At 72.1% G+C, this 20317-nt stretch carries 22 protein-coding genes and 1 riboswitch; of the genes, 9 read left to right on the forward strand and 13 right to left on the reverse strand.

Annotated features, from left to right (window positions below):
- Nucleotides 1-95: 95 nt before the first annotated feature.
- Both ACGFI1_RS26330 and ACGFI1_RS26335 read left to right on the forward strand, forming a co-directional pair.
- Entirely contained in the window at nucleotides 96-929 is an 834-nt protein-coding gene (locus ACGFI1_RS26330) for a L,D-transpeptidase (RefSeq protein ID WP_392788779.1), read from the forward strand.
- A 55-nt stretch (nucleotides 930-984) separates the two neighbouring features.
- The gene (locus tag ACGFI1_RS26335) at nucleotides 985-1626 is read left to right on the forward strand and encodes a choice-of-anchor P family protein (RefSeq protein ID WP_138638896.1); all 642 of its coding nucleotides are present in this window, start codon (nucleotides 985-987) and stop codon (nucleotides 1624-1626) included.
- Nucleotides 1627-1701: 75 nt separating this feature from the next.
- Here ACGFI1_RS26335 and ACGFI1_RS26340 read toward each other — a convergent pair whose 3' ends face one another.
- The 6 genes from ACGFI1_RS26340 to ACGFI1_RS26365 form a co-directional block, all read right to left on the reverse strand.
- Nucleotides 1702-2109 carry an ATP-binding protein gene (locus ACGFI1_RS26340; RefSeq protein WP_254715661.1) on the reverse strand — a complete coding sequence of 136 codons (408 nt, stop codon included), beginning with the start codon at nucleotides 2107-2109 and terminating at the stop codon, nucleotides 1702-1704.
- A gap of 188 nt (nucleotides 2110-2297) precedes the next feature.
- A complete protein-coding gene (locus ACGFI1_RS26345; RefSeq protein ID WP_392788781.1) occupies nucleotides 2298-3347 on the reverse strand; it encodes an SMP-30/gluconolactonase/LRE family protein in 1050 nt (349 codons plus the stop codon).
- Complete coding sequence (locus ACGFI1_RS26350; RefSeq protein WP_392788784.1) at nucleotides 3344-4498, reverse strand: acyl-CoA dehydrogenase family protein; 1155 nt, start codon at nucleotides 4496-4498, stop codon at nucleotides 3344-3346. Before ACGFI1_RS26350 ends, ACGFI1_RS26345 begins: the two co-directional genes overlap by 4 nt.
- Nucleotides 4498-5139, reverse strand: a complete 642-nt coding sequence (locus ACGFI1_RS26355) for a carboxymuconolactone decarboxylase family protein (protein ID WP_386872239.1) — start codon at nucleotides 5137-5139, stop codon at nucleotides 4498-4500. Before ACGFI1_RS26355 ends, ACGFI1_RS26350 begins: the two co-directional genes overlap by 1 nt.
- The gene (locus ACGFI1_RS26360) at nucleotides 5123-5695 is read right to left on the reverse strand and encodes a VOC family protein (protein WP_387069259.1); all 573 of its coding nucleotides are present in this window, start codon (nucleotides 5693-5695) and stop codon (nucleotides 5123-5125) included. Before ACGFI1_RS26360 ends, ACGFI1_RS26355 begins: the two co-directional genes overlap by 17 nt.
- The gene (locus ACGFI1_RS26365) at nucleotides 5692-7197 is read right to left on the reverse strand and encodes an AMP-binding protein (RefSeq protein WP_387069257.1); all 1506 of its coding nucleotides are present in this window, start codon (nucleotides 7195-7197) and stop codon (nucleotides 5692-5694) included. Before ACGFI1_RS26365 ends, ACGFI1_RS26360 begins: the two co-directional genes overlap by 4 nt.
- Nucleotides 7198-7317: 120 nt before the next feature.
- On the opposite strand from ACGFI1_RS26365, the gene ACGFI1_RS26370 reads away from it, so the two are divergent.
- From ACGFI1_RS26370 to ACGFI1_RS26380, 3 genes are read left to right on the forward strand one after another with little or no spacing between them, the layout of a single operon-like run.
- Nucleotides 7318-7938, forward strand: a complete 621-nt coding sequence (locus ACGFI1_RS26370) for a TetR/AcrR family transcriptional regulator (RefSeq protein WP_386872245.1) — start codon at nucleotides 7318-7320, stop codon at nucleotides 7936-7938.
- A 12-nt stretch (nucleotides 7939-7950) separates the two neighbouring features.
- Nucleotides 7951-8352 (forward strand): nuclear transport factor 2 family protein, encoded by a 402-nt coding sequence (locus tag ACGFI1_RS26375; protein ID WP_387069255.1) that lies wholly within the window; start codon nucleotides 7951-7953, stop codon nucleotides 8350-8352.
- A complete protein-coding gene (locus ACGFI1_RS26380; RefSeq protein WP_392788787.1) occupies nucleotides 8349-9662 on the forward strand; it encodes a phosphotransferase family protein in 1314 nt (437 codons plus the stop codon). Before ACGFI1_RS26375 ends, ACGFI1_RS26380 begins: the two co-directional genes overlap by 4 nt.
- Before the next feature lie 49 nt (nucleotides 9663-9711).
- On the opposite strand, the gene ACGFI1_RS26385 is transcribed toward ACGFI1_RS26380, so the two are convergent.
- On the reverse strand, nucleotides 9712-10182 hold the full coding sequence (locus ACGFI1_RS26385) for a GNAT family N-acetyltransferase (RefSeq protein ID WP_338072633.1): 471 nt from the start codon (nucleotides 10180-10182) through the stop codon (nucleotides 9712-9714).
- Between the two features lie 143 nt (nucleotides 10183-10325).
- On the opposite strand from ACGFI1_RS26385, the gene ACGFI1_RS26390 reads away from it, so the two are divergent.
- Complete coding sequence (locus ACGFI1_RS26390; protein WP_138640616.1) at nucleotides 10326-10664, forward strand: WhiB family transcriptional regulator; 339 nt, start codon at nucleotides 10326-10328, stop codon at nucleotides 10662-10664.
- Nucleotides 10665-10678: 14 nt separating this feature from the next.
- On the opposite strand, the gene ACGFI1_RS26395 is transcribed toward ACGFI1_RS26390, so the two are convergent.
- Complete coding sequence (locus ACGFI1_RS26395; protein ID WP_138640615.1) at nucleotides 10679-11605, reverse strand: NADPH:quinone oxidoreductase family protein; 927 nt, start codon at nucleotides 11603-11605, stop codon at nucleotides 10679-10681.
- 89 nt (nucleotides 11606-11694) lie between these two features.
- Between ACGFI1_RS26395 and ACGFI1_RS26400 the strand changes: the two genes are divergently transcribed.
- Both ACGFI1_RS26400 and ACGFI1_RS26405 read left to right on the forward strand, forming a co-directional pair.
- Nucleotides 11695-12282: a rhomboid family intramembrane serine protease gene (locus ACGFI1_RS26400; RefSeq protein WP_138640614.1), complete on the forward strand. Its 588-nt coding sequence runs from the start codon at nucleotides 11695-11697 to the stop codon at nucleotides 12280-12282.
- 49 nt (nucleotides 12283-12331) lie between these two features.
- Complete coding sequence (locus tag ACGFI1_RS26405) at nucleotides 12332-12970, forward strand: HD domain-containing protein (protein ID WP_387069251.1); 639 nt, start codon at nucleotides 12332-12334, stop codon at nucleotides 12968-12970.
- A gap of 15 nt (nucleotides 12971-12985) precedes the next feature.
- Here the strand turns inward: ACGFI1_RS26405 and ACGFI1_RS26410 are convergent, their stop codons facing one another.
- From ACGFI1_RS26410 to ACGFI1_RS26430, 5 genes are all read right to left on the reverse strand, one after another.
- Complete coding sequence (locus ACGFI1_RS26410; RefSeq protein ID WP_392788790.1) at nucleotides 12986-13732, reverse strand: SDR family oxidoreductase; 747 nt, start codon at nucleotides 13730-13732, stop codon at nucleotides 12986-12988.
- 107 nt (nucleotides 13733-13839) lie between these two features.
- Complete coding sequence (locus tag ACGFI1_RS26415) at nucleotides 13840-15297, reverse strand: hypothetical protein (RefSeq protein WP_364552673.1); 1458 nt, start codon at nucleotides 15295-15297, stop codon at nucleotides 13840-13842.
- An 89-nt stretch (nucleotides 15298-15386) separates the two neighbouring features.
- The gene (locus tag ACGFI1_RS26420) at nucleotides 15387-16172 is read right to left on the reverse strand and encodes a sporulation protein (RefSeq protein WP_138640610.1); all 786 of its coding nucleotides are present in this window, start codon (nucleotides 16170-16172) and stop codon (nucleotides 15387-15389) included.
- Nucleotides 16173-16318: 146 nt separating this feature from the next.
- On the reverse strand, nucleotides 16319-16639 hold the full coding sequence (locus ACGFI1_RS26425) for a DMT family transporter (protein WP_138640609.1): 321 nt from the start codon (nucleotides 16637-16639) through the stop codon (nucleotides 16319-16321).
- A gap of 31 nt (nucleotides 16640-16670) precedes the next feature.
- A riboswitch (guanidine-III (ykkC-III) riboswitch) is annotated at nucleotides 16671-16732 on the reverse strand.
- A gap of 19 nt (nucleotides 16733-16751) precedes the next feature.
- The gene (locus ACGFI1_RS26430; RefSeq protein WP_392788795.1) at nucleotides 16752-18119 is read right to left on the reverse strand and encodes a UDP-glucose dehydrogenase family protein; all 1368 of its coding nucleotides are present in this window, start codon (nucleotides 18117-18119) and stop codon (nucleotides 16752-16754) included.
- 344 nt (nucleotides 18120-18463) lie between these two features.
- On the opposite strand from ACGFI1_RS26430, the gene ACGFI1_RS26435 reads away from it, so the two are divergent.
- A complete protein-coding gene (locus ACGFI1_RS26435) occupies nucleotides 18464-20299 on the forward strand; it encodes an acyl-CoA dehydrogenase (RefSeq protein ID WP_392788798.1) in 1836 nt (611 codons plus the stop codon).
- The last annotated feature ends 18 nt before the right edge of the window (nucleotides 20300-20317 follow it).

Raw genomic sequence — 20317 nt, forward strand, 5'->3', positions numbered from 1 at the left:
CAAATCGGTTCTTATTGCTAATTGCAATGGCGGCTCGCCGTTCTTTTTCGCCATTCTCGGTACGACCGCCTTCGCCACTACTAATATCCCGGCCCATGGCGACCACTTACGCTCCGCGGTACTCCCGTCACGCCGCGCTGCTCGGCGCGGCCGCCGCCGTGCTGCTGCTCGGCGGATGCGGCGGCGCCGCCCAGCACCGCACGGCGTCCGCCGGCGAGCGGAGCGCCGGCCCGAGCGCCGGCACCGGCACGGGCGCCGCCAAGGTCCCCGAGGCCACCACGTTCACCACCGTCCGCGGCGCGCCCGAGGACGCGGCACCGGCCGCCGGCGCGGGCGGCGCGGGCGGCACCGACGGCACCGTCGTCCACCCGACCGGGCCCGCTCCGGTGTTCGACCGGCCCGGCGGGCGCCGCATCGCGACCCTGCCCGCCACCCAGCTGGGCGGCCCCACCTGGGTGCCCGTGGTGGAGACCTCCGGCGAGTGGCGGCGCGTGCTGCTGCCGAGCCGTCCCAACCGGGCGAGCGGCTGGCTCGCCGGCACCGGGCTGCGCACCGCGCGCACGCCCTACACCGTCCGGGTCGAGGTCGCGAAGCGGCAGCTCACGCTGCTGAAGTCGGGGCGCCGCGCGGGCCGGTGGACGGTCGCGGTCGGCGGCGCCAAGACCCCGACACCGGCCGGCCGGACGTTCATCATGGCCTCGGTCCTGCCGGGGAAGAAGACGCCGAGCCCGCTCGTCCTGCCGCTCGGCACCCACTCGGCGACCCTGGACACCTTCGGCGGCGGGCCCGGCACCGTCGCCCTGCACGGCTGGCCCGACGCCTCCGTGTTCGGCAAGGCCGTCACGCACGGCTGCGTGCGGGTGCCGGCGGACGCGCTGAAGGCGCTGTCCCGCGTGCCGCTCGGCTCGCCGGTGCTCATCACCGCCTGACCAGACCCCGCTCGACCAACCTCAACGAGTACCTTTCCAGAATCGGAGCACACCCATGCGTCACCGCCATGTCGTCAGCTGCCTCGCCGCCGGCCTGCTCGCCGGCGGGCTCGCGGCCGTCCCGGCGCAGGCCGCCACCGCTCCCGCGGGCGAGGGGTCCGCGTACGGGCTGGCGATCACCGGGCCGATCACGGTCCCGCCGGTGCCGGCCGTCTCGTCCACCACCGAGGAGGTCAACAAGAGACTCCTGCGGGAGAACCACACCGACCTCGCCGACGCCGAGGCCCTGCACGTCAGCGCCTCGCCGTCCCGCGCCCGCTCGACCGTCACGCGCCTCGCCGTCCCGTCCGCGGACCTGCTCGCCAGCGCCGTGTCGGCCAAGTGCGTCGACGGCCGCGGCTCCGCGCACCTCGGCCGCGCCGTCCTCGCGGGCAAGCGGCTGGACGCCTCGCCGCCGCCGAACACCACCATCCCGGTCGACGTGGACGGCGTCGGCCGGACGGCGCTGATCCTCAACAAGCAGCAGCGCACCGCGGACGGCCGGCTCGCCGTCACCGCGATGGAGCTGGCGCTGCCCCGCGACAAGGGCACGCTCCGGGTCGCGTCCGCCACCTGCGGCCGCGGCGCCCCGGCGCGCGCGCCGAAGGAGGCGCCCGCGCCGACGCCCGTCGAGCACGACATCCCGGTCACCGGCTGACGGCGGCCACGACCCGGCCGGGTGACCGGTCCGGCGGCGCGCGCCGCCGGGCCCGTCACCCGGTCCGCGGGCCGGTCACCCGGCCAGCGACTTCTCGAAATGCACGATCGCGCCGGTGCGGTGCACCCGGTCGGCGATGCGAAGCTCCTCCGTGAACGCCCGCATCAGCCGCAGCCCCCGGCCGTGTTCGGCCAGGGGCGCCGCGTCCGCGGGCTCCCATTCCGTTTCTATGACGCTCCCGTCGCCTTCCCCCGCGTCCGTGCCCCCGTCGATGACTTCCACGACGCATCGCGCGCCGTCCATCCGCGCCCGGACCTCGTACTCCATTCCGGAGGCGGCATGCTGGATGACGTTCGCGCACGCCTCTCCGAGCGCCAGCGCGATATCGGCACGGATCTCGGAACCCACTCCGAGCCCGCGAAGGGAAGCGTCGAGCGTGTGCCGCACCAGCGGAGCGCTCTCGGCGTTCCTCGGCAGGGTCATTTCGAGAACGACCTCCATGCCAACCGCCTCCGTTCCCTCTAGCAGGCAGATTTCCCAGCAGTCACCCCGGGAAACTCCGCCCACCGAAAAAACGCGGTGCCCGCCTATTCCAAGAAACGGCCATGAGCGTCCGAATCCCCGCCCGCCGGGCGGTCGGCGGGCGGGGCGGTCGGCGGCGCGGCCGCATGTCAGGCGTGGTTGAGCACCAGGCCGGGGAACGGCCAGTTCTCGATCTTCAGAAGCCGGCCGGTGCTGGAGGCGGTCACATAGGCGGTGCGCATGTCGTCGCCGCCCCAGGTGATGTTGGTGATGCCCGGGTCGCCGTCCACGTCGATGTCGACGAAGCGGACCAGGTCGCCCTCCGGGCTGATGATCGAGATGCCCGCGTGCACCATCGACGCGACGCAGACGTTGCCGTGGCCGTCCACGCCGAGCGAGTCGAAGTTGGTGTAGTCGGGCGCGGTGTAGAGGAAGTTGCCGCCGCCGGAGCCGCCGAGCGACCTCCCGCCCTTGATCTCGCCGGGGCCGGTGACGTCCCACCACCAGACGCGCGCCGTGTAGGTCTCGCTGACGTACAGGCGCGTGCCGTCCGGGGAGAGGCCGATGCCGTTCGGGCCCTCCATCCCGGCGGCGATCATCTCGATGGACGAGCCGTCCGCCTTGGCGTAGAACAGGCGGCCCTTGTCGCCGGTGACGCCGTCGCTCTTGCCGTAGTCGGTGAAGTAGATGCCGCCGTGGGCGTCCACCACCAGGTCGTTGGGGCCGCGGAGGCCGTCGCTGTAGAGGGTCTCGACGGAGCCGTCCGTCAGGTCGACGGCCTGGATGCTGCCGCCCGCGTAGTCGGCGGGGATGCCGCCGGCGAAGACGAAGCCGCCGACCTCGAAGCGGTTGAGGCCGCCGGAGTTGGCGATGTAGACGCGCCCGTCCGGGCCGAGCGCCGACCCGTTCGGGCCGCCGCCGGTCTCCGCCGCGACGGACGTGGTGCCGTCCGGCTTCACGCGGGTCAGCGTGCCGCGGTGCAACTCGACGACGAGTACGTCCCCGTTCGGCAGGACGGTCGGGCCCTCGGGGAACAGGAGCCCCTCGGCCAGCTTGGTGATCTTCAATTTCTTTCCCTTTCGCGGACGCGGCCGGCCGGCGGCGGCCGCGGTGCCGGACGTGCCGAGGACGGTGCCGGACGTGCCGAGCACGGCTGCCGCGCCGAACCCGCCGAGCAGCGACCTGCGGCTGAGCCTCATGCGAGCTCCCGCAGGATGCGGCGGGCGGTGCTCTGGACGTGGACCTCGTCCGGGCCGTCGTAGATGCGGGCCTCGCGGGCGTGCCGGTACATGCGGGACAGCGGCGTGTCGTCGGTGAGCCCGGCGGCGCCGTGCACCTGGACGGCGCGGTCGACGACGTTGTGCAGCATCCGCGCCCCGACCACCTTGATCGCGCCGATCTCGATGCGCGCCTGGCTGCCCGCGTCGATCTGCTCGGCGGCCTGGAGGGTGAGCAGGCGCGCGGCCTGGATCTCGGTGTAGGAGTCGAAGACGTGCTGCTGCATCAGCTGCTTCGCCGACAGGGGCTCGCCGAACGCGACGCGGGCGCCGAGGCGGGCGCACATCAGCTCGAACGCGCGCTGGGCCTGGCCGAGCCAGCGCATGCAGTGGAAGATGCGGCCGGGGCCGAGGCGGTCCTGGGCGATGACGAAGCCCTGCCCGCGCGGGCCGAGGAGGTTGTCGGCGGGGACGCGCACGTCGTCGTAGGCGACCTCGTAGTGGCCGCCGTTGATGCCGAGGACGGGCGTCTCCCGGACGATCCGGTACCCCGGCGTGTCCGTCGGCACGATGATCATGCTGAAGGAGCGGTGCGGGGCCGTCCCCTCGGGCTCGGTGCGGCACATGACCGTGGTGTAGGCGGCGTCGGCGGCGCCCGTCGTGAACCACTTGCGGCCGCTGATGACCCAGTGGTCGCCGTCCAGTACGGCCTTCGTCCGGAGCTGCGTGGGGTCGGAGCTGGCGATGTCCGGCTCGGTCATCGCGAAGCTCGGCGAGACCTCGCCCGCGACCATCGGGGCCAGGTAGCGCTCGCGCCAGCGGGGGCCCGCGTACTTGTGCAGCATCAGCGAGTCCTGGAGGGTGAACGTGCCGAGGGCGAGCTGCCCCCATTCGCTGCGCCCCTGCACCTCGTTGACGTAGACGTAGTCGAGGAACGGCAGGCCGCCGCCGCCCAGCTCGGTGGGGTGGCCGAGCGCCCACAGGCCCTCGGCCTTCGCCTCCTCCCGCAGCTTGCGGAGCGTCTCGCGGTCGCCGCCGTTCAGCGCGGGTTCGGCCGGTTCGACGCGCTCGGTCATGAAGGCGTGGACGGCGTCCCGGACGCCGCGGACCCGCTCGGGCACGGGGAACAGCATCAGCCCGCCCCGGTCAGGTCGGCCGAGATGTCGCGGTTGCCGTAGCCCTCGGGCGCGGCGACCTCCACGATCGGCTCGGGGCGGTCGTCGAACTCCAGGCGCAGCGCGCGGGACATCGTCGCGTGCATCTCGTACATGCACGTGATGTAGGTGAGCTGGAGGATCTCCTTGTCGGAGAGGTGCTCCTTGAGGATGTCGAAGACCGCGTCGGGCGTCCGGCCGCCGTCCAGGACGAGGCAGTCGGTGTAGGCGAGGACGGCCCGCTCCAGCGGCGAGTAGCAGTCGGCCGTCTGCCAGTGCGGGATGGACTCGATCTTCTCCTCGGCCATGCCGAGCGCCCGCATCTGCTTGCAGTGCTGGGAGAACACGAACTGGCTGCCGCGCGCCCAGCCCGCGCGGCACTGGCCCAGCTCCCGCAGGACGGGGTCGAGGTCGGCGTTGCGGTACAGCGCGAAGCCCCGGACGGCGTGCCGGAACACGTCGGGGGACTGGGCGAACACCGTCCACCAGTCGCCGGGCGAGCCGGTCGCGGTGCCGTGGTCGACGGCCGGGTCGCGGTCGGGCGCGAACAGGTGGTCGTAGAAGAAGAGGATGCGCTCGTCGGTGACTTCGGCGCGGGGGACCTCACGCAGTCGCGGCATGCTTGTCCTTCGAGATGGTGCGGTCGGCGGCGGTCTTGGGCTCGTGGGAGACGTCGGAGGCGTCGAACTCGCGCGTCCAGCAGGCGAATTCGAGGAGGATCCCGTCGGGGTCCTGGAAGTAGAAGGAGCGGACGAACACCCCGTCGTCGACGTCGCGGGAGACGCCCATCGGGCTGTCGTCGTGGTTCAGGATGGGGCTGACCGTGACGCCCTTCTCCTTGAGCCGCGTGCGGTACTCCTCGAACTTCTCCGGCGGGACGTGGAAGGCGACGTGGTTCATCGACCCGACCGCGCTGAGCAGTTCGCCCTGCTCGGGGCGGCCGGCGGGTGCGGAGATCCCGGGGACGGGGTCCGGTGCGTCCGGGAACCAGAAGAACGCCACGCAGTCGCCGCCGCCGCAGTCGAAGAAGAAGTGCTGGCCCAGTCCGGCGGGCAGGTCGAGGGTCTTGATGAGCGGCATTCCGAGGACGCCGGAGTAGAAGTCGATGGTGCGTTTCATGTCGGACGACACCAGCGCCAGGTGGTTGATGCCGCCGAGTTCGAACTCGGTGTTCACGTGACCTCCTTGAATCGGGAGCGCAGTTCGCGTTTCAGGACCTTGCCGGCGACATTGCGGGGCAGTTCGGGGACGAATTCGACGCGGCGCGGCACCTTGTAGCCGCCGAGGTGCTCGCGGGCGAACGCGATGACGTCGCCCGCGCCGATCTCCTCGCGCGCCACGACGGCGGCGCAGACCGACTCGCCCCAGCGCGGGTCGGGGACGCCGAACACGGCCGCGTCCGCGATCGCCGGGTGCCGGTAGAGGACCTGCTCGACCTCGCGGGACGCCACGTTCTCCCCGCCGGTGATGATCATGTCCTTGATCCGGTCGACGATGTAGACCATGCCCTCGGCGTCCCGCCGGACGACGTCGCCGGTGCGGAACCAGCCGTCCCGGAACGCCTCGGCGGTCAGCTCCGGCTCGCGCCAGTAGCCGCGCATCACCTGGTCGCAGCGCACGACCATCTCGCCGGGCTCGCCGTCCGGGACGTCGCGGAAGTCCTCGTCCACGATCCGGACGTCGGCGAGGTCCATGACGCGGCCGGCGGCGGCGAGCAGGTGCGTCTCCCCGGCGGCGGCGCGGCGGTGCTCGGCGATCCCGAAGTGCAGGATGTTGCCGCCGAGCTCGCTCATGCCCATGCCCTGGTAGAAGTCGCAGCCGAGGACGTCCATCCCGCGGCGCAGCACCTCGGCCGGGATCGCGGACGCGCCGTACCCGATGGCCTCCAGCGTGCCGAGGTCGCGGTCCTCGATCCCGGGGTGGGACAGCAGGAAGGCGATCATCGTCGGCGCCAGCCCGGTCTGGGTGATCCGCCATTCGGCGACCAGCCGCAGGAACGTCTCGTTGTCGTAGGACCGGACGATCCCGACCGTCGCGCCGCGCATGTGGTAGACGACGGCGGTGTAGCCGCCGACGTGGCAGAGCGGGAAGCAGAACAGGAACCGCGTCGCGTCCGGGATCTCCCAGTGCGCCACCGAGCTGATCACTCCGGTGACCAGGTTGCGGTGGCTGAGCATGACGCCCTTGGGCCGGCCGGTCGTGCCGCTGGTGTAGACGAGCCAGGCGACGGAGTCCTCGTCGGGGCGCGGCGGCTCGGTCGCGGGCGCCTCCGCGACCAGGTCGCGGTAGTCGTCGTCGAGGTTCAGGACGGTCTTCACCGTCGGCATCGCGTCGCGGAGCCGGTCCATCTCCTCGACGTACTCGCTGCTCACGATGAGCACCGACGCCTGCGCGTGGTCGACGAGCCCCGCGATCTCGGACGGGTGCAGCCGGTGGTTGAGGAAGGTCAGCGCCATCCCGGCGCCCGGGACGCCGTAGTAGAGGTCGAAGTACTCCGGCCGGTTCCCCGACAGCACGGCCACCCGGTCGCCCGGCTCGGCGACCGTGAGCAGGGCGTTCGCGGTGCGCCGCACCCGGTCGCGCAGTTCGGCGTACGTGACCGCCTCGTCCTCGAACAGGATCGCCGGCCGCTCGGGGTGCTTGCGCGCCGCGTACTCGACGATGTCGTTGATCAGCATGCCCGGCCCGCCATCGCGCCTCCCAGAAGTTGACTTGACAGTCATATCAACTTGCTCGATGCTCGGATACTGTTCCTGCGAGCATCGGGTTGTCAAGCCCTGGAGAAAGGAACCACGGTCATGCGGAGCGGCGACGAATCCGGCGGCCAGCCGCTCACCGAGCGCGGCGCCCGGACCAGGGAGCGCCTGCTCACGGCCGCCCGCGAGGTGTTCGAGGAGCACGGCTTCCTGGAGACCCGCGTCGCGCACATCACCCGGCACGCCCGCGTCGCCTACGGGTCCTTCTACACCTACTTCCCGTCGAAGGAGGCCGTGTTCCTGGAGGTCGCCGACCGGCTGTTCGCCGACATGACGGACCACGCGCCCGTCCCGCTGACCGGCCCGTCCCCGGCCGCCCGCATCCGCCGCGCCAACCGCGCCTACTACGAGGCGTACCTGCGCAACGCGAAGATGATGGCGATCATCGAGCAGGTCGCGACGTTCAACGCCGAGTTCCAGGAACTGCGCCGCAAGCACCGGGCCGCGTCCGCCGAGCGCTCCGCGCGGGCGATCGCGCGCTGGCAGCGCGAGGGGCTCGTCCCGGCCGACCTCGACCCCGAGACCGCCGCCCGCGCCCTCGCCGCGATGGTGGACCACTCGCTGTACCTGTCGCTCGTCCAGGGCAACGACCCCCCGGGCACCGAGCGGCTCCTGGACACCCTGGACACTCTTACCGTCCGAGCCCTCGGCCTGCCGTCCTGACGAAGGAGACCCGTGGAACTCGCCGACCGCTTCATGACCGCCATCACCTCGGGAGACGTCGACGCCCTCCGCGCGATCTACGCGCCGGACGCCCGGATCTGGCACAACGGACCCGGCCCCGGCGGCGGCTCCGAGCAGAGCGTCGACGACAACCTGCGCACGCTGCGCTGGCTGTCGCGCAACCTGGCGGACTTCCGCTACGAGGAGATCCGCCGCGACCCCCTGCCGGACGGCTACGTCCAGCGGCACGTCCTGCGCGGCACCCTCCCGGACGGGACGCCCGTCGAGATGGCCGCGTGCCTGTTCGCGACCGTCGCCGCCGGGCGGATCGCGCGCATCGAGGAGTACGCCGACACCCGGGGCAGCGACCCGCTCCGCGACCTCGCCGCCGCCCAGCGCGCGGCCCGCGCATGACCGCCGTGGCGGCCGCGCTGGCGGCCCGCCTGGGCTCGGAGATCACCGGCCTGCGTCGGCTCTCCGGCGGCGCCAGCCGCGAGACCTGGGCGTTCGACGCCGGCGGCCGCGCCCTGATCCTGCGCCGCGACCCGCCGGGCTCGCCCGACCCGACCGCGATGGCCCGCGAGGCGGCGCTGCTGGCCGCCGCGGCCGCGGCCGGGGTCCCCGTCCCCGCCCTCGCCGACCACGGCGACGACCTGGCCGGCGCCCCCTTTCTGATCATGGAGCGGCTGCCCGGCGAGACGATCCCCCGCCGCCTCCTCCGCGACGACCGCTTCGCCGCCGTCCGCCCCGCCCTGGCCCGCGAGCTCGGCGCGATCCTGGCCCGCCTGCACACGATGGCCCCCGTCCCGGACCTCCCCGACCTCGACCCCCTCGACGCCCTCACCGAGTACTACGCGAACTTCGAGGCGCGCCCCGCCGTCGAGCTGGCGCTCCGCTGGCTGGACGGCAACCGCCCGCCCGCCTCGGGCCCCCGCACGGTCGTCCACGGCGACTTCCGCAACGGCAATCTGATGATCGACGAGACCGGCGTCCGCGGCGTCCTCGACTGGGAGCTGACCCATCTCGGCGACCCGGCCGAAGACCTCGGCTGGCTCTGCACTAAGGCATGGCGCTTCAACTCCCCGCACCCAGTGGGCGGCTTCGGCCCCCGCGAGGAGCTCCTCGCCGGCTACGCCGACGCGGGCGGCACCCCGCCCACCCCGGAGGAACTCCACTGGTGGGAGGTCTACGGCACCCTCCGCTGGCTGATCCTGTGCCGCCACCAGGCCGAGCGCTACCTGACCGGCTCAGACCCGTCCATCGAGTACGCGGTCCTGGGCCGCAAGGTCTGTGAACAAGAACACGACCTGCTCCTGGCTTTGGGCCTGACCGAACCCACGACCGTCCAAGACCCCCTGGAAACCGCGCAGAACACGAGCACGCCCCCGCATGACCGTCCTGACGCGTCCACCCTCATCGATGCAGTGGGCGCGTTCCTCCTCCAGGCAGAGCAACCCGACGACCGCCTGCGCTTCCATGCCCGTGTCGCCGCCGCGGCCCTGGTCATAGCCCGCCGGGAACTCCTCCTAGGCGACGCTCACAAGGCGGCGCACGAAAAGCGCCTCCGCAACCTCGACTGCGGATCCGACACCGATCTGGCCAAGGCCATCCGCGAAGGCACTCTGGACTCCCGGATGGACGAGGTCACCCGGGCGGTACGCGACTCGGTAGTGGACAAACTCACAGTCGCCAACCCGCGGCACCTCTCCCTCCCCGGCGCCTGACCAGGCGGGCCGCCGCGCCGGCCGCACAGTGACTCCGCGCGGTGGCCCGTCAGGAGAGGTGGTACTTCATGCCCATGTGGGAGGGGCGGAAGCCGATCTTCTGGTAGAAGCGGATCGCGTCGGGGCGCTGGCGGTCGGTGGTGAGCTGGACGACGCGGCAGCCGCGGGCGCGGGCGCGGTCGATGGCGTAGTCGATCATGAGCTGGCCGACGCCGCGGCCGCGCTGCTCGGCGGCGATGCGGACGCCCTCGATCTGGGCGCGCTCGCCGCCGGTGTAGGTCAGGCCGGGGATGAAGGTGAGCTGGAGGGTGCCCGCGAGCTCGCCCTCGACCTCCGCGACGATCACCGTGTTGTTGGGGTCCTTCTCGATCGCTGCGAAGGCGGTGAAGTAGGCCTCCGGGATCTCCTCGCCCGGTGTTTCACGGGTCGATCCCAGGGGATCGTCGGCGAGAAGCCGGACGATCTGGGGTAGATCGGCCGCCGTCGCCTCGCGGAAGGTCACTTCTTGATCACGCTGCACACCCCACAGGTTATCCGGACGCTAAGTTGCAACGTTCACGCATGTCTTGTAGTACTACGTGTCGTAGTACTACGTTGAGTGGAGACCACCCCGGCCGAGGAGAACCCCGCACGGTGGTCTCGTCGCGGCGCAGGGAGAAGCCAATGCACGTCAACGAGAACAACGAGAACGAGGAGCACTGGACGGACCACGCCATCTGCCGCGGTGCCGATCCGGACCTGTTCTTCCCGATCGGCTACTCGGCGCCGGTGCTCCAGGCGCAGGAGGACGCCGCCAAGGCGATCTGCGCGAACTGCCCCGTGAAGGCCGAATGCCTCGCGTGGGCGCTGAAGGTCGGTGAGCCCGACGGCATCTGGGGCGGCACGACCCCGGAGGAGCGCCGCTACCTCCGCCGGACGGCCGAGGCCCCGGCGCGGCGCCCGCTGCCCGTCATCGTGGTGCGCGGCGACGCCTCCGAGTCGGAGCACGCCTCCGCCGCCTAGCCGGACTCCGCCGCCTAGGGCAGCAGGGCCACCTTGCCCACGACGCGGCGGTTCAGCAGGTCGTCCAGGACCTCCGCCACCGACGCGAGCGGTGCCGTGCGGGGCGGCACCGGGGTGAGGTCGCCCTTGGCGACCATGGCGAGGAGCTCGTCCAGGAGGGCGCGCTGCGCCTCGGGGTTCGCCATCGCCCAGGCGCCCCAGTCGACGCCGACGATCGCGCGGTTGCGCAGCAGCACCTGGTTCAGCGGGAGGGACGGGATGTCCCCGGACGCGAAACCGATCACGACGTAGCGGCCCCGTTCGCGCAGGGAGCGCAGGGCGGGGTCGGCGAGGGCGCCGCCGACCGGGTCGTAGACCACGTCCACGCCGCCGTCCGACCACGCGCGGGCGGCGGTTTTGACGTCGGCGGTGCCGATGGCGTCGTCCGCGCCCGCGTCACGGGCGGCCTGCTGCTTGCCGTCCGTGGATGCCGCCGCGAGGACGCGGGCGCCCATCGCCTTCGCGATCTGCACCGCGGCCAGGCCCACACCGCCGCCGGCGCCCAGGACGAGCACCGACTCGCCCGGCCGCAGCGCCGCGCGGTCGCGGAGGGCGAACAGGGCGGTGCAGTAGCTCTGGGTGAACGTGGCGGCGCGGGGGAAGTCCAGTTCGTCCGGGATCGGGACGGCCGAGGCCGCGGGCACCGCCACCTCGGTCGCGAAGCCGCCGAGCCCGCACATCGCGAGGACGCGCTCCCCGGACGGCAGAGTCCCCGCCACCTCGCTGCCCGGCACGAACGGCAGCGGCGGCTTGATCTGGTACCGGCCCTGGACGAAGAGGGCGTCCACGTAGTTGACCCCCGCCGCCTCCACGGTGACGAGCACCTGGCCGGGGCCGGGGACGGGGGAGGCGGTCTCCGTGACGGCGACCGAACCGAGCTTCTCGCAGATCGCAGCGCGCATCCGCCCACTATGCCGGAAAGGTCCGCTGGCACCTTCCCCGCGTCCCGGTCGTTGACGGTTCAGGGACGTCCAGACATACGGTGGCTGACATGAGCTATACCCCCGACCGGCAGCGTTCCGAGGAGCTGGCCAAGCACGGGTTCCGCGCGCTGTCGTCGCTCGTCCTGATCGTCTCCGTGACCGCCGTGATGTGGGTCCTGGAGGCGTTCGACTACACGACCGACGGGTGGCTCGACCGGTTCGGGATCCAGCCGCGCGACGTCAACGACCTCCCGGACATCTTCACCGCCCCGTTCATGCACGCCGGGTTCGGCCACCTGATGGCCAACACGCTGCCGTTCCTCGTGCTCGGGTTCCTCGCGGCGGCGCGCGGCATCGCCAAGTTCCTCGCCGCCAGCCTGATCATCATCGTGGTCGGCGGGCTCGGGGTGTGGTTCCTCAGCTCGGCGAACACGCTCGGCTCCAGCATCCTGATCTTCGGGTTCTTCGGCTACCTGGTCGGGCGCGGGCTCTTCGAGCGGCGGCTGGTCGACATCGGCATCGCGGTCGCCGTCGTCGCCGTCTACGGGACGATGATCCTCGGGGTCATCCCCGGCGACCCCGGCATCTCCTGGCAGGGCCACCTGTTCGGGCTGGTCGGCGGCGTGCTGGCATCCTGGTTCCTGCGCCGGAGCTGAGCCCCGGCGCCCGGCGCGTGCACCGCGGTGACCCGGGTACCCCGGTGCCATGGCCGAGACGATCGCAGGCATCACCGTCCCCGACACACCGCTCGTCCGGGACGTGACGGAGTACATCCGCGACACCGAGGACGACCTGCTCTACCACCACTCGCGGCGCGTGTTCCTCTTCGGCGCGCTCCAGGGCCGGGCCCGGGGGCTGGAGCCCGACCTGGAACTGCTCTACACGGCGGCGATGTTCCACGACCTCGGCCTGACCCCCGGCTACCGGGACTCGCGGCTGCGGTTCGAAGTCGACGGCGCCCACGCCGCGCGTGACTTCCTCCTCCGGCGCGGCCACGGCGAGGCCGACGCCCGCACCGTGTGGCTCGGCATCGCCCTGCACACCACGCCCGGCGTCCCCGAGTTCCTCGACCCGGTGATCGCCCTGCTCAACGCGGGCGTGGCGACCGACGTGCTGGGCCTCGGCTACGACGACCTCACCGACGAGCAGCGCGGCGCCGTGACGAGCGCGCACCCGCGCCCGGACTTCAAGAACCGCATCCTCCGCGCGTTCACCGACGGCAACGTCCACCGCCCGGAGACGACCTTCGGCAACATGAACGCCGACGTCCTCCAGCACTACATGGACGGTTTCGAACGCGCCGACTTCGTCCAGCTGATCCTCGACAGCCCGTGGCCGGAGTGAGCGGCGCGGCCGACGTCAGTTCGGCCGGACGGTGACGTCGGAGACGACCGCGTCGCGCGGCGTCTCCAGGGCCGCCACCAGGACGCGGGCGACGGTGCCCGGCGCCGCGAAGTCGTCCTCGGCGTAGTTCTGGCCCTCCTGGGCGCGCACCCTGCGCTGCATCTCCGTGGCCGTCCGGCCCGGGTAGACGGTCGTGACGCGCAGCGACGGCTCCTCCGCGCGCAGCGAGTCGGCGAGGGCGCGCAGCCCGAACTTGCTCGCCGCGTACGCCGACCACTCGGGGTTCGCGCGCAGCCCGGCGGTGGAGTTCACGAAGACGACGTGCCCCCCGGCGGCGCGCAGCGCGGGCAGCAGCAGGCGGGTCAGCTCCGCCGCCGACACCAGGTTCACCGACAGGTGCTCCATCCACTCGTCGGCCTCCAGCTCGGCGACCGGGGACAGGTGCACCATGCCCGCCGCGTGGACGACGCCGTCCAGCCGTTCCGGGATCCCGGCCATCGCGAGGGACGCCTCGATGCGGCGCGGCTCCGTCAGGTCCAGCGGGACGGTCGCGACGGTCCCGGCGCGCGGCGGCGCGCTCACCGCGCCGGGGTTGATGACCTGGGTGGCGGCGTGCGCGCCCGTCTCCAGCGTCCTGGCGAGGGCGCCGAGGCGCTCGGGGGAGCGGCCGGTGAGGATCAGGTCGTGCCCGCGCTCGCGGAGCAACTCGGCGACCGCCGTGCCGATGCCGCCCGTCGCCCCCGTGATCAGATACGTGCCCATGGAGTCCCATTCTCGTCGGTCCCTATCCGGGTGGACGCCCGGGGCGGGGTGTTGGTTCGGCGCCCGGCCGGGGCCCGGCCGCTCGGCCGGGCCGGCCGGAGGCGCGGCTAGTTGGGGCGCAGCACCCGGGTCACGCCGGCGATCAGCGCCGTGGCGAGCACCCAGCCCGTCGTGACGAGCCCGTAGGCCACCCACCGGGTCCAGGCCACCGCGTCGTAGGACAGCTGCTGCCCGAACGTGTCGAGCGGGATCAGCAGGTCCAGCGTGTAGATCAGCGCGTGGAAGGCGGGCAGCTCGTTGCCCGGCTTCACCGGACGCGGGTGCTCGATGGAGAACACCGTCGTCCCGAGGGCGAGCAGCGCGGCGAACCACGCGAACGCGAGCCACGGCCGGTAGCCGAACCCGACCGTCCAGTCCAGGAAGTGGTTCCACGCCTTGGCGACGGGGTGCAGCCTGCGGCGGCGGGCGCGCAGCTTCGCGAGCTGGACCTTGCGTGCGAGGTCGTCGTGGCCGATGCCGTGGTACCAGGCGGCGAGCTGCTCGTACGGCTGGAGGTGGAACTCCTTGTCCCGCGACACCCAGCTCAGCCGGTCCTTGAACTCGGCGCCGCGCAGCGTCTGGTACGTCATGCCGTTCAGGTACAGCTCGTCCGGCCAGACGGACGGGTGGTCCATGATCATGTCGATCCGGGAGAACGACAGCGACACCCGGCCCTTGATCTGCTCCTCCGGCCACAGGAGCAGCTCGTCGGCCTGGATGTGGCTGGCGTGCAGCGCCATCCGCGCCGGGTCGGTGGAGTCGAGGTGCGCCCGGCTGAACGACAGGATGCCGTTGAAGCGGCCGCTGCGCAGCCGGACCGTGCCGTGCGCGGTGAAACCGTTGCTGAGCTCGGCCGCGTCCTCGACGACGATGTTCTGCGCGTCCAGGGCGATCCGGCCGGGGTTGTTCAGGACGGTCCGCTCCATGAACAGGCCGCCGTTCATCCGCGCCCCGACGAACCGGATCCCGCCGGTGATCTCGGCGTCCCGCATGAACGTGCCGGCCTCGACGACGAGCCCGCCGCTGAAGATCGCCCACGTGGCGGGGTCGGTCACCGTGATGCGGGTGCCGTTCATCCGCAGGCCGCCGGCGAGTTGCGCCCTCGGCAGCCGCACCGAGCCCTCGATCCGCGACCCCGACAGGCTCATGTAGCCGTCCGCGCGGAGCCCGCCGCCGTCGAAGCCGGGCATCCGGCAGTTGGCGAACCGCAGCTGCCGGGTCTCGGCGTTGGAGAAGTTCGGTTCCTCGACGAGCCGGCACTCCTCCAGCCGCAGCTCGTGCTCGGTGGCGCCGCCCTTGAGGTCGATCTGCCCGGTGATGTAGGCGCCGCGCAGCCGGACGGCGGCGACCGCGCCCGGCCGGGTCTCGCCGGCGCCGAGCAGCAGCCGGGTGACGATCTCGGCGCGGACCATGCGGTCGGGGTCGGGTCCGGCGGGCAGGTCGTCGCCGAGGACGACGCGGGCGCCGGTCGGGAACGCGGCCCAGAGGCGCCGTTCCGCGTCGTTCAGTCCGGGGGGCTGGGGCACGGAACCTCTTTCTACGCGGCGATCCCCTCCGCGATCAACTTCGCGGAGGGGATCCCCCGGATCTCGCTGGGCGGACGGCCCGCGGCGGCCTAGAAGAAGCCGCGGCGGCGGCCGGCCTCCTGGAGGAAGCCGTCGAGCTGCTGCTCCCAGTTGGTGTGGTCGACGGTCGCGTAGTCGACCGTGAAGCGGCTGAACGCGTCGTGCCCCTCGGTGAACACGCCGCCGCGCTTGTCCAGCTCCAGCACGACCTCCATGGACTGCGGGTAGGACACGAACGTCACTTCGAGCTGCTTGATGCCGCGCGCGTACTGGCCCGGCGGGTAGAACTCGATCTCCTGGTAGAACGGCAGCTCCTGGTGGACGCCCCAGATGCGGCCCTTCTCGCAGTCGGCGTTGCGGAACTGGAAGCCGAGGTTGGAGAAGGCCGCGAGGATGCGCTCCTGCGCGGGCAGCGGGTGGACGGCGATGGGGTCGAGGTCGCCCGGGTCGAGCGCCCCCGCCACCTCCAGCTCGGTCGCGATGCCGACCGTGGTGCCGTGCAGGGGGCGTCCGTACATGTGCGTGAGGGGAGCTTCCCACGGGATGGGCATCTGGAACGGGATGCTGTGCCGGGCGCCCTCCTGGAGGCTGAAGCTGCCCGCGACGGGCATCTTCGCGTACTCCAGGTTGGACGTGTACTCGTTGTCGCCCGACTCGACCTCGACCCGGGTGCGCAGCGCGAGGTTCACCGACTTGATGTCGGAGTTGTACTGGCCGCCGATGATGGTGACCTCGCCCGTGACGACGCCGCCCGGCGTCGTGTTCGGGTCGTGCAGGATCGTTTCGATCGACGGGCCGCCGATGCCCATCGCCTGCCGCAGCTTCTTGAAGACCAAGGTCGGTCCCTCCCGTGTCCGAGCACTCCCCGCGCTCTCGTCCGATAGACGCTGCTACGGGAGATTACGTTCCGCGGAAACGGTGGTGACCTGCGAACGGCCGGGTCCGCTGGCCGCCTGCGGCCAGCGGGCCCGCCGCCGGGCGCTCAGTGGCCGCCCGCGAGGTTCAGTCCGATCACGCCGAGGATGATGAGCGCGAGCGCGCCGATCCTGACGGCGGACACCTGGTCGCCCATGACGAGCATGCCGAGCGCCGCCGTCCCGACGGCGCCGATGCCCACCCAGACGGCGTAGGCGGTGCCGACGTCGAGATGCTTCAGGGCCAGGCTGAGCAGCCCGAAGCTGGTGACGGCGAACACGGCGAAACCGACGGACGGCAGCGGCTCGGTGAAGCCCTTGCTGCCCTTCAGGCAGAGGGCCATCGCGACCTCGACGAGGCCGGCGACGATGACGAGGACCCAGGCCATGGATGCGCTCCCGGTGCGAGACGACGGTGGTCACGCGTCGTCTTCGCTTTCCGGGTACGGCGCACCTCGTCCGGGAGGGCCGGTGCCCTCGGCCCCGGCGTCCTCGTTCCCGTCAACGGCCGGTTGTGGCGGGTTGTTCCCTGTACGAGCGGCCGAGCGCCCGGTACTCCCAGCCCGCCGCGCGCCACTGCGCGGCGTCGAGCGCGTGCCGCCCGTCCACGATCCGCCGGTGCCGGACGACCCCGGCCAGCGCCTCCGGGTCGACCTCCCGGAAGTCCGACCACTCGGTCAGCAGGACGACGACGTCGGCGTCCCGCGCGACGTCGAGCGCGCTCTCGCCGTACCGCAGCTCGGGGAACGCGGCGCGTGCGTTGCCGAGCGCGGCCGGGTCGTAGACGCGGACGTCGCCGCCGAGGCCGTGCATGGTGCGGGCCACGTCCAGCGCGGGCGCGTCGCGGATGTCGTCGGAGTTGGGCTTGAACGCCGCGCCCCACGCGGCGATGCGCTTGCCGGCGAAGTCGCCGCCGAGCAGCTCCCGGACGAGGTCGACGGTGCGGGCCCGGCGGCGCCGGTTGATGTCGTCCACCTGGCGCAGGAACGACACGGCCTGCCCGACGCCGATCTCCTCGGCGCGGTGCGCGAACGCGCGGATGTCCTTCGGCAGGCAGCCGCCGCCGAAGCCGAGCCCGGGGCGCAGGAACTTGCCGCCGATGCGGTCGTCCAGCGCCAGCGAGTCGGCGAGGTCCTTGACGTCGGCGCCGACCGCCTCGCACACCTCCGCCATCGCGTTGATGTAGGAGATCTTGGTGGCGAGGAAGGAGTTGGCGGCGACCTTGACCAGCTCGGCGGTGGCGAGGTCGGTGCGGATGACCGGGGTGCCGAGGTCGAGGACGGGTTTGAACGCCGCCCGCAGCTGCTCGTCCGCCCAGTCGGACGCGACGCCGAACACCATGCGGTCGGGGCGCAGCGTGTCGTCGACGGCGTAGCCCTCGCGCAGGAACTCGGGGTTCCACGCCAGCTCGACCTCTTTGCCGGCGGGCGCCAGCTCCTGGACGAGGCCGGTGAGCCGCGCGGCCGTCCCGACCGGCACCGTGGACTTGCCGACGACGAGGGCCCGGCGGCGCAGGTGGGGGGCGAGCGCGCGGACGGCGGCGTCGAGGTAGCTCAGGTCGGCGGCGTCCGAGCCGGCCTGCTGCGGGGTTCCCACGCACAGGAAGTGGACGTCGCCGAACGCGCCCGCCTCCTCGAACGAGGTGGTGAACCGGAGCCGGCCGGAGTCGAGCGCCTTGGTGAGCAGCTCCGGCAGCCCGGGCTCGAAGATGGGGACCTCGCCGGACGCCAGCCGGTCGATCTTGTGCCGGTCGACGTCCACGCCGAGGACCTCGTAGCCGAGCACCGCCATGCAGATGGCGTGCGTGGCGCCGAGGTAGCCGGTTCCGATGACGGTCAGCCTCGGGGCTCCGGGCTCCTCCTGGTTCATGCGCACCTCCTCGTGCCTCACGATGTTCACGCCCCCGCCCGATCTTCCCACCACGCCCGGGCGGCCCGGCGGAGGGCCCGGTGCGGGTCGCCGGGGCGGGCCCCGGCGCAGGTCGGAGGGCGGGCGCCGGGCCGCGGGGCGGGACGGGGCCGGTACCGGACGCGCAGGACGGCGGCGGGCTTGTGAGTTGTGTCACATGTTCGGACCCGAGCGTGGTTCGATGTGGCCGGATCGCCCCTGACTTAGGTGGTTGCCAACTGGTTACCAGCGGGTAGCATGATGTTGAGTTACCCACCAGTACGCAGCGGGGCCCCCGGCCGCCGCCGGATCAGACGGAGTCTCGAATGGGGCACTACAAGAGCAACCTCCGGGACCTGGAGTTCAACCTCTTCGAGGTGTTCAGGCGCCAGGACCTCCTCGGCAGCGGCCCGTACGCGGAACTGGACGAGGACACCGCGCGCAGCATCCTCGACGAGGTGAACCGGCTCGCCGAGGGCCCGCTCGCCGACTCCTTCGAGGACGCCGACCGCCACCCGCCGGTGTTCGACCCGGCCGCCGGCACCGTCGAGATGCCCGAGGGCTTCAAGAAGTCGTTCAAGGCGTGGATGGACGCCGAGTGGTACCGCCTCGACCTCGCCCCCGAGTTCGGCGGCAGCGGCGCCCCGCGCTCCCTCACCTGGGCCGTCGCCGAGCAGGTGCTCGGCGCCAACCCGGCCGTCTACATGTTCGCCTCCGGCCCCGGCTTCGCCCAGATCCTCTGGCACATCGGCACGCCCGAGCAGAAGAAGTTCGCCGAACTGGCCCTGGAGCGCCAGTGGGGCGCCACCATGGTGCTGACCGAGCCGGACGCGGGCTCCGACGTCGGCGCCGGGCGCGCCAAGGCCGTCCAGCAGCCCGACGGCACCTGGCACATCGAGGGCGTCAAGCGCTTCATCACCTCGGCCGAGCACGACATGTCCGAGAACATCTTCCACCTGGTCCTGGCCCGCCCCGAGGGCGCCGGCCCCGGCACCAAGGGCCTGTCGATGTTCCTCGTCCCCAAGTACCTGGTGGACCTCGAGACCGGTGAGCTGGGCGAGCGCAACGGCGCCTACGTCACCAACGTCGAGAAGAAGATGGGCCTCAAGGTCTCCACGACCTGCGAGCTGACCTTCGGCGAGAAGCACCCCGCGGTCGGCTACCTGGTCGGCGACGTGCACCAGGGCATCAAGCAGATGTTCCTCGTCATCGAGTACGCCCGCATGATGGTCGGCACCAAGGCCATCGCGACCCTGTCGACCGGCTACCTGAACGCGCTGGAGTACGCCAAGGAGCGCGTCCAGGGCGCCGACATGACGCAGATGACGGACAAGACCGCCCCGCGCGTCACGATCACCCACCACCCGGACGTCCGGCGCAGCCTGCTGACCCAGAAGGCGTACGCCGAGGGCATGCGCGCGCTGGTGCTGCTCACCGCGTCCTACCAGGACGCCGTGCAGGTCGCCGAGCACGAGGGCCGCAAGGACGAGCAGGCCGAGAAGATCAACGACCTGCTGCTGCCGGTCGTGAAGGGCTTCGGCTCCGAGCGCGCGTACGCGCTGCTCGGCGCGGAGTCGCTGCAGACCCTCGGCGGGTCCGGCTTCCTGCAGGACTACCCGATCGAGCAGTACATCCGCGACTCCAAGATCGACACCCTGTACGAGGGCACCACCGCGATCCAGGGCCAGGACCTGTTCTTCCGCAAGATCCTGCGGGACAACGGCGAGGCGCTGAAGGTGCTCGCGGGCGAGATCCAGGCGTTCGCCGAGTCCGAGGCCGGCAACGGCCGGCTGAAGAACGAGCGGGCGCTGCTCGGCCGCGCGCTGGAGGACGTCCAGGGCATCCTCAACCCGATGATCGGCTGGGCGCTCGGCTCCATGGAGGACCCGAAGCAGCTCTACAAGATCGGGCTCAACACGACCCGCCTGCTGCTCGGCCTCGGCGACCTCATCGTCGGCTGGCTGCTGCTCCGCCAGGCCGAGGTCGCGCTGGCCGCCCTCGGCGGCGGGGACGTCTCCGACTCCGACAAGGCGTTCTACAGCGGCAAGGTCGCGGCGGCGCAGTTCTTCTGCCAGACGGTGCTCCCGCGCCTCGCCTCCGACCGCGCCATCACCGAGGCCACCACCCTCGACGTGATGGACCTCCCCGAAGAGGCGTTCTGACCCTCTGAAACAGGCCCC

It is taken from the genome of Actinomadura geliboluensis (assembly GCF_043197915.1).
In the GTDB taxonomy this organism is placed as follows: domain Bacteria; phylum Actinomycetota; class Actinomycetes; order Streptosporangiales; family Streptosporangiaceae; genus Spirillospora; species Spirillospora geliboluensis.

Bases quoted from the DNA above. Each gene is read 5' to 3' on its own strand.
- ACGFI1_RS26330 (WP_392788779.1), top strand. From the start codon at position 96: ATGGCGACCACTTACGCTCCGCGGTACTCCCGTCACGCCGCGCTGCTC.
- ACGFI1_RS26335 (WP_138638896.1), top strand. From the start codon at position 985: ATGCGTCACCGCCATGTCGTCAGCTGCCTCGCCGCCGGCCTGCTCGCC.
- ACGFI1_RS26340 (WP_254715661.1), bottom strand. From the start codon at position 2,109: ATGACCCTGCCGAGGAACGCCGAGAGCGCTCCGCTGGTGCGGCACACG.
- ACGFI1_RS26345 (WP_392788781.1), bottom strand. From the start codon at position 3,347: ATGAGGCTCAGCCGCAGGTCGCTGCTCGGCGGGTTCGGCGCGGCAGCC.
- ACGFI1_RS26350 (WP_392788784.1), bottom strand. From the start codon at position 4,498: ATGCTGTTCCCCGTGCCCGAGCGGGTCCGCGGCGTCCGGGACGCCGTC.
- ACGFI1_RS26355 (WP_386872239.1), bottom strand. From the start codon at position 5,139: ATGCCGCGACTGCGTGAGGTCCCCCGCGCCGAAGTCACCGACGAGCGC.
- ACGFI1_RS26365 (WP_387069257.1), bottom strand. From the start codon at position 7,197: ATGCTGATCAACGACATCGTCGAGTACGCGGCGCGCAAGCACCCCGAG.
- ACGFI1_RS26370 (WP_386872245.1), top strand. From the start codon at position 7,318: ATGCGGAGCGGCGACGAATCCGGCGGCCAGCCGCTCACCGAGCGCGGC.
- ACGFI1_RS26380 (WP_392788787.1), top strand. From the start codon at position 8,349: ATGACCGCCGTGGCGGCCGCGCTGGCGGCCCGCCTGGGCTCGGAGATC.
- ACGFI1_RS26390 (WP_138640616.1), top strand. From the start codon at position 10,326: ATGCACGTCAACGAGAACAACGAGAACGAGGAGCACTGGACGGACCAC.
- ACGFI1_RS26395 (WP_138640615.1), bottom strand. From the start codon at position 11,605: ATGCGCGCTGCGATCTGCGAGAAGCTCGGTTCGGTCGCCGTCACGGAG.
- ACGFI1_RS26400 (WP_138640614.1), top strand. From the start codon at position 11,695: ATGAGCTATACCCCCGACCGGCAGCGTTCCGAGGAGCTGGCCAAGCAC.
- ACGFI1_RS26405 (WP_387069251.1), top strand. From the start codon at position 12,332: ATGGCCGAGACGATCGCAGGCATCACCGTCCCCGACACACCGCTCGTC.
- ACGFI1_RS26410 (WP_392788790.1), bottom strand. From the start codon at position 13,732: ATGGGCACGTATCTGATCACGGGGGCGACGGGCGGCATCGGCACGGCG.
- ACGFI1_RS26425 (WP_138640609.1), bottom strand. From the start codon at position 16,639: ATGGCCTGGGTCCTCGTCATCGTCGCCGGCCTCGTCGAGGTCGCGATG.
- ACGFI1_RS26430 (WP_392788795.1), bottom strand. From the start codon at position 18,119: ATGAACCAGGAGGAGCCCGGAGCCCCGAGGCTGACCGTCATCGGAACC.
- ACGFI1_RS26435 (WP_392788798.1), top strand. From the start codon at position 18,464: ATGGGGCACTACAAGAGCAACCTCCGGGACCTGGAGTTCAACCTCTTC.